Source organism: Cystobacter fuscus DSM 2262 (assembly GCF_000335475.2).
Lineage (GTDB): Bacteria > Myxococcota > Myxococcia > Myxococcales > Myxococcaceae > Cystobacter > Cystobacter fuscus.
Genome location: NZ_ANAH02000039.1, coordinates 1 through 6905 on the forward strand (window position 1 = coordinate 1; position 6905 = coordinate 6905).

Annotated in this window: 6 protein-coding genes; 4 read left to right on the forward strand and 2 right to left on the reverse strand. The window is 61.3% G+C overall.

The genetic code is table 11. The features are described from left to right. Nucleotides 1-651: 651 nt before the first annotated feature. Nucleotides 652-1134: a zinc-binding dehydrogenase gene (locus D187_RS36790; protein WP_162159741.1), complete on the reverse strand. Its 483-nt coding sequence runs from the start codon at nucleotides 1132-1134 to the stop codon at nucleotides 652-654. Nucleotides 1135-1533: 399 nt separating this feature from the next. Between D187_RS36790 and D187_RS53075 the strand changes: the two genes are divergently transcribed. From D187_RS53075 to D187_RS55810, 3 genes are all read left to right on the forward strand, one after another. Next, on the forward strand, nucleotides 1534-3663 hold the full coding sequence (locus D187_RS53075; protein ID WP_002632690.1) for an FAD-dependent oxidoreductase: 2130 nt from the start codon (nucleotides 1534-1536) through the stop codon (nucleotides 3661-3663). A gap of 139 nt (nucleotides 3664-3802) precedes the next feature. Further along, nucleotides 3803-4600, forward strand: coding sequence for a hypothetical protein (locus tag D187_RS36795; RefSeq protein WP_043433410.1), 798 nt, complete (start codon nucleotides 3803-3805; stop codon nucleotides 4598-4600). Further along, a complete protein-coding gene (locus D187_RS55810; protein WP_155893856.1) occupies nucleotides 4597-5190 on the forward strand; it encodes a hypothetical protein in 594 nt (197 codons plus the stop codon). Before D187_RS36795 ends, D187_RS55810 begins: the two co-directional genes overlap by 4 nt. A gap of 698 nt (nucleotides 5191-5888) precedes the next feature. On the opposite strand, the gene D187_RS36800 is transcribed toward D187_RS55810, so the two are convergent. Then, the gene (locus D187_RS36800) at nucleotides 5889-6377 is read right to left on the reverse strand and encodes an MBL fold metallo-hydrolase (protein WP_002632689.1); all 489 of its coding nucleotides are present in this window, start codon (nucleotides 6375-6377) and stop codon (nucleotides 5889-5891) included. Nucleotides 6378-6556: 179 nt separating this feature from the next. On the opposite strand from D187_RS36800, the gene D187_RS36805 reads away from it, so the two are divergent. Then, nucleotides 6557-6905: hypothetical protein (locus D187_RS36805; RefSeq protein WP_043433411.1), on the forward strand; the 349-nt coding region annotated here is incomplete at its 3' end.

The following is a 6905-nucleotide window of genomic DNA, read 5'->3' on the forward strand; positions in this document are numbered from 1 at the left end:
GGCCACTGGGCCGGCGTGTGCCCCATGGGGCTGCACCTCGTCTCCACCGGCACGGCGCACAGCCCTCGTGGCACCCGTCCGCAGCCCTCCTCGACCCCTCGGCTCCAGCCCTCTCCCTCAACACCGCCCCCATCCCTCCTATACGCATCCTCCAATCGGGTCCTGGTGGGGCCGTTCGGAGTATGGAAGCGCGCCCCGACAACGATGGACGAGCACGCGGGGGGAGTGGCACACGGCAGCCGCAGCTCGGGCCTGTGGAGGGCTCCCTTACCGCGGTTGGGTGATGATGAGATTGTAGACAGCCCAGAGGAAGGGGAACAGCGCGGCGCTGCCTCCGAGGAGCCAGTGGGCCAGCAGTTTCTTCATCATCGGGTCGAACATGGACACGTCCTTTCGCCAAGCGAGGTAGGGAATTCGATCCGCCGTACACCGCGCCTGTGCCATCCACGTGTGCCACGACTCATAAAATCTGTCGCGTCTACTTCCCTGCTCCAGCCCGCCGCCCAGCAACAGGGCCCCCATTCCGCCTATACGCGAAGCGCAGCCCCCTCACCACTGCGGTTTGTGACGTGTGCGGCCGACGCAGCGTGGATGACCTGATGGCCACGTGCTCGCCCGTGGTCACTTGACTGCTCGCCCTCGGAGGATGAGTCAGCCGTCGACCCGGGCCAGGGCCTCGTCGGAGATCTCCAGGAGGAGCTTGTCGTGCGCACGCCGGGACTGGTTCCGCTGGAGGGCGTCGCGCCAGCCTTCCAGCGGGTAGGTCCGGGTGATGGGAACGCGGAGGCGACCTCGCGCGGCCAGCCGCGCGAACTCCGGCAGCTGGTCGTACCGCAACGCGGTCTGGCCCATCCGCAAGCCGAATGCCTTGCCCCCGAAGTTGCCCACGGTCATCACCCGGTCAGGCGCGCCCGTGACCTGGCTCAACGCGGGGATGAACTCGCTGGCCGGGCCCGTGTCGAGGGCGCGCTCAACGGGCCTGCGGGCCAGTGCGGCCACTCGCTCGGCTAGGCCGTCACCGTAGTACGTGACCAGGGAACCCAGGGCCCGCAGGTCCTCGGCATAGGTGGGGCCCACGGTCGCGCTCACGCGAGCGTTCTGGAGCACCTGGGGTTGCCCACGACGAGTGCGCACCTGGCCCCTGCGCGAGAGCCATATAAGGCTGCGTGGTGTTGAAGCTCAAGACCCCCCAAGAAACCCAGGGCCCATGCCGCGCACCTCCTGGGAGGGCAGCCCAGGCAGACGTGTGCCCCAAGAGAGCTGCACAGCGTCTCCACTGGCCCGGCGTACAGCCCTGACCTCACCCCTCTGCGGCCATTCTCGCCCCCTCCGCGCCATCCCCACCCTCTACAGGGCCCCTCCCTCCTATACGCGATTTGTGTTAGACCCCCGTCGGCGGCAGTTTTCTGCCACACTGCTCCAACCCGTTGCCTTTGGTATTGCCCCAATTTTCTTGTGCGACAGATGCGCCATGTTCCTCTTGTTCACTCCGATCTATACTGTCGGACGGTCGGACGGTAGGAGGATCTCGGCGTGGCGAACACCAGCTTTGATGATGCACCACTTGAACTACGCAACATCGAACCCAAGGATATCTTACGGCACATGGGAGTTCCCGAGGAGCCTGGGCTCTATGTCCTCGGCTGCTTCGAACGGAGGGTGACACTGCTGTCCCAGCAGGTACGTGCGCTTAACCTCGTTTATGCTCTTTGTGAGAGGAATCTGCTGCTGCCAGAGGGAAGAGTATGCGTCATCGGCGGAGGCGCGGCAGGAATGACTGTGGCAGCAGCAGCGGCTAGGCGGGGTGGACGCGTCGTGCTCCTGGAGCAAAGAAGCGAGCTGCTATCACTATTCGGTGGCAACCACTCCCGCTTTTTACACCCTTACATCTATGACTGGCCCGAAGAGCATCGCGGGCGCCCCGAAGGAGTGCACCCAGAAGAAGCCGGACTACCGCTGCTGTCGTGGACTGCGAACCAAGCAGGCAAAGTCGCTCGCGAACTCAAGCAGGCATGGGATGCACTACCTGAGAGCGCGAACATCAGAGTCATACCCAACGCTCGGCACATCAAAATCGGAAAGCGCCAAGGGCAGTCTCGCTCCGTGTCATGGAATGCCCCTGGATTCAATCCAGAAGACTTCGAATTGGTGGTGCTTGCGGTGGGGTTCGGATTGGAGCGTGAAAAGCAAGGACTCGACTGGCAATCGTACTGGCGGGACGACCATCTCCACCAAGAAGTACTCGACGGGCGCCGCCGACACCTCATTTCCGGGTGCGGAGATGGCGGGCTGGTAGATCTCTTGCGCGTGAAATTAAATCGCTTCCAACATGAGACAGTCGTCGATGAACTTTTGAGTAGTCCATCGCTGGATGAAGTGAAGAAGAGATTGGTGGCGCTTGAGCAAGAGGCCCTCAATATTCATGAGCGCGAAGGAGAGGCCGCTTCGAGCAAGTTGCTCACACAGCAGTACCTGAACCTTAAGGTGCCGGATGACTTCAACACGGCATTCCAGAAAAGACAGCGCCAGGACACGGAAGCCGTGCTCAATGGGCGAGGAGATTGGCCACTAACGCTTAATGCCAGCATCCTCAACCGCTTCTTGGTGTCGCGCCTACTGCGGAATGGTATGGAGTACCGCGGGGGCGAGTTCAAGCACGAGAAGAAAGAAGGTAACATTTACGAGGTGCGTTTTGAGTCCGGATCGCCGGACCATTTTCACCGAATCATCTGCCGGTGGGGCGCACTTTCGGCGGTCGACACGTCTTTTCCTGAGTTCAAAGACAAGTTCGACAAGCTGCGCGATCGTGGTGAACTGGATCAGACGCGCTGGCGCCTTTGGACAAAGGGGTATTTTGACTTGAAGCGCAGAGGCGAACGTCCTGGTGAGACGCAATCTGGCTCATTACCAGCAAGGGCTGCCTTGAACTCTGAGTCAGCACCCGAGGTATCGTCCTCTGACGCTGTGTCGGAAACCGCGCCGTCTGGGGGGGAATCACCTTTCCCTAATGTTAACAACAGCAAGAAGCAGCCACAGGAACTGTATGCGGGCCTAATTGAGGAATGGGCAAGATTTGCAGATTTGGACAAATGGGAAGCTCGGATGTCGAGCGTGTTTCTTGAAGATCAGCCAAGATTGTCCATTAACATGGTTGACACACTGGGATCGGTGAGTGATTGGATATTCAGGCGCATCTGGCCGCAAAAATATCTGGATCTTGAAGCTGCCTTTCTGAATTTTGGGGATGTATGTGGGGATTTTCTTGATGTATTCCATAGACATTCAGTAATGCGTGGGGCAAAACATGTGACTGAGCGATTTTACAAATTGCGGTGGCATGAAGAGAGAGAGTACCAACGACTATTGGCTCGCTATGAGTTTCATATACATTTAGTTGAGGACTTGGCCCTAGAGTTGACTCGCGCCGCGAATTACATTTGTGACAAAATTAGGGAGCGAATTGACCATTCATACCGGTTGAAGGAGGGGGCGCTGGTCGTCTCTTCTGGGCCCTATTCGGATTTTTCACATAGAATTCATCGACCTGAGTATAGAGTGACAGAGCGTACGATTCATCCGTATCCCGGCTTGGAAAAATTCCTCACTGTTCGAGAGACTCGTGACGAACATTTTGGCGAGGGGACAGAGCCAAGGGAAGGTTAAGGCTCCTCGTTCAGAACAAGTAATTCAGTATGCGACGACCAACAAAGGCCATATACAAAAGACCCTGCCAGTCTTTTTTAAGTGTGATACTTTGCGACCTTTGGCGTGATCAGTTCACGCACGCAAGTAGGAGTTACTAATGTTCCGAGCGCTCGTCCACGGCAAACTGAGTCGCGAGCAGGCGAACATGGAAGATCTTGTCACCTCTCTTGTGTTCGGAACCTTGGAGCACTGCGAGCCAAGTTGGATTGCCGGATTCTTGCGGCGTGCGCAACTCTCTAATGGGACGCGCCCGCTTCATACGCTGGCCGAGCCGGTCAAGGTCGTCTGGGAGTTCTGGCCCTGGATCCACGAGGATGGTTGTATTGGCTGTGAGCCTGACGTGAGCTTGCAACTGCAGCTTCCTGAAGGCCGACATGTTGATCTGTTCCTTGAGATAAAGTTCCTCAGCGGGAAATCGTCCCGCGATGATCTTCTAACTCCCACCTCCGAGCAGGAACGTCTTCCAGCCAGAGACCAGCTTGCTCGCGAGTGGCAGAACCTTCGGAAGCGCACCCAACAAACCCAAGCGGATGATGCGTGGTTGCTCTACGTCACTCCGGACATTGTGATGCCGACGCGCGATCTTGCTGAGGCTCAGCAGGAACTACTGCGCAAGGACAAGATCAGCGGTCACATCGCATGGCTCTCTCTGCGCGAGTTGCATCCGCTGCTGCGCGGTGCTCGTTCGGGCTGGCTCACCTCTCTCCGAACTGCCTTGGAGCGCCTTGAGCTTCTGCCATTCCAGGGCATCTCAAAGGCGCGGCATCGTGAGCGCGCTTCGTGGTCCTTTGTTCGGTTCGAATTCAAGCGTCGCAGTTCATCACTGAGTTGGTCGTTTGGCGGGTTTCAGTGGACTCGCCGCCCCATGCTTTTTGATTGGAGGTTTTCAAAATGAACTCCCCTGGCGCTGACTTGCTGGCGCTCCTGCAGGATGTACGGACTTTGCACAATGAGGTGGGGCGCCTCCTCAGCACGGGAGAGGAAATCCTTCGCGAGCGTGGCTGGCGTGGAGCTTCGAATGACAGTTCCGCGACCGCTTACTACTCGACGGGCTTAGACAATCCGAAGCAGTGGATGGCCAGCGAAGCATTTCGATTCTATCGCTCGGATGATGGAGCGCCCGGGGTGTTAGCATTTGTTAGTGTCCTGCTCCTGCCGCATGCGAGCGACCTGGACAAGCTCAAGCTTGAGGAACCGCTCGTCACGGCAGGCTGGTTTCAATATGTACAAATACCGACCATCACGACGAGCGTGCAATGGCATTCGCGCTGGCATGGTTATTCCGAGCGGACGCCGCGCGCGGATGGAAGTTGGGTGGAGACGCTTGCGACTGAGATCGGGAAGACCGAGATGGATCGGTATAGGTACGGCTTCACACGGGTGCGTACCTTCGGGCGACCGCTCGTACAAATCGATAGCCCAGCCACGCTGGATGCACTCGTCATCCAGCCACTTCTTGAGGATATTTCTCGAGCGAAAAGTTGACCGCCGTACAAGTCTTCTGGAGTTCAACTGTAGTATTTCAAGCCAGACCTTAGCGGGCGCCTGCGCGAGGCCAGCCCACCTTTAGGGCAGGATTGATTCAAAGTCCCACGAGAGAAGTTATCCCACATGAACCTACGAACGAGGTAAGGTGCCCGCCCACGGGCTGAGGCGACGCGAGGAGCACTGGGCAGATCGCGTGGCACGGGTCCCAAACAGGTCCGCCCTGGTCCATCATCCCCAAGCCCGAGTTTCGGGCATCCGGACTTGCGGAGGCAGCCGCGCATCGTGCGGCTGAATCGTGAACTTGGACCTGCTCGTGGTCGAGAGCGTAGAAGCACCGTTCCGCCAGGACGAGCCAGGGCCAGACCTCGGCCAGATCTTCTGGACAGCACAAAGGCCCGCTCATCCGTTCAGGGTGATTCTGCCGCTCGCCTGGAGGCCCATAAGGAGGGGCTGGTGGTGGCCCCGGTGGTGGCGGGCTGGTGGCCCCGGTTCAAGACACCCAAGAAACCCAGGGCCCATGCCGCGCACCTCCTGGGAGGGCAGCCCAGGCAGACGTGTGCCCCAAGAGAGCTGCACAGCGTCTCCACTGGCCCGGCGTACAGCCCTGACCTCACCCCTCTGCGGCCTTCCTCTCCCCCTCCGCTCCAGCCCTCCCCCTCCACAGGGCTCCCCTCCCGCCATACGCCGGGCGCGGCTCAGTCCAGCTGAAACCACTCGCCCGGCTCGCGCACCGAGATCGCCATGCCATGCGATGCGCCCGCCGCGAGGAGCCTCGCCACCGCATCCGCCGTCTCCACGTAGACGGGCGGACGGTGCAGCGCGCCGTAGTGAATCGGGATCACGGCACGCGCGCCGAGGATGCGCGCGGCGGCGACCGCCTTCTCCGGGCTCATCACCGCATCGATTCCGCTCTGCGGCTGGAGGACCGGGAAGTCGACCCGCGGCGCGTTGATGGGCAGGAAGGCGAGGTCGGAGGGGCCATACCGCCGCGCGATGCGCCACCAATCGCCGTGGAACAGAGCGTCGTTCGCGAAGGCGGCCTCGGCATACGCCGTCAGCGCCAGATCGGCCTCCCCACCCACCGCCGCTCGAGGACGGAACACCGGTGCCCCCGGCGCCAGCGCATCCTTCAAGGCGACCGGGTCGGCGTGATCCGGGTGGAGGTGGGTGAGGAGCGCCGCCACCGCCCTACCCGGCCGAGACGCACGGGGAAACGCCTCCTGGCCGCCGCGCACCGCCCCCAAGCAGGCAGGGAGGGCGGAGCCGCGGTGAGGTGTGGAGGCCCTATACTTCGTGAGCTTCCAAGCGGAGCACTTCGCCTTCGAGGGGTAGGTTGGCACGCTCCAGGAAAGAGCTTTCTCCCATGCGGTACGGGCTCGTCGCGGCGGGCGCCTTGCTCCTGCTGCTGGCGTTGCTCCTGGCCCTCGCGCCCGGCGGCACGGAGGGGCGAAGGGCCTCCGCGAAGACGCGGGCTGCCGGTACGGGCCCGGACTCCTCCGCGCCGGCCCTGGCGGCCCATGAGCGCGCCGCGTTGCGCGGGTGGGTCCAGGATGCGCGGGGCCTGCCCGTGGCGGCCCGGGTGCTCGCCTTCGAGGCCGGGCCCGCCCTGACGCGCGAGGGCCTGGAGCAGCACGTGGCCGCGCAAGCCCTGGAGGCCCCCGCACGGGCCACCGTCACCACGGGCTCCCTCAAGCAGGTGAGGAGGGGGCGAG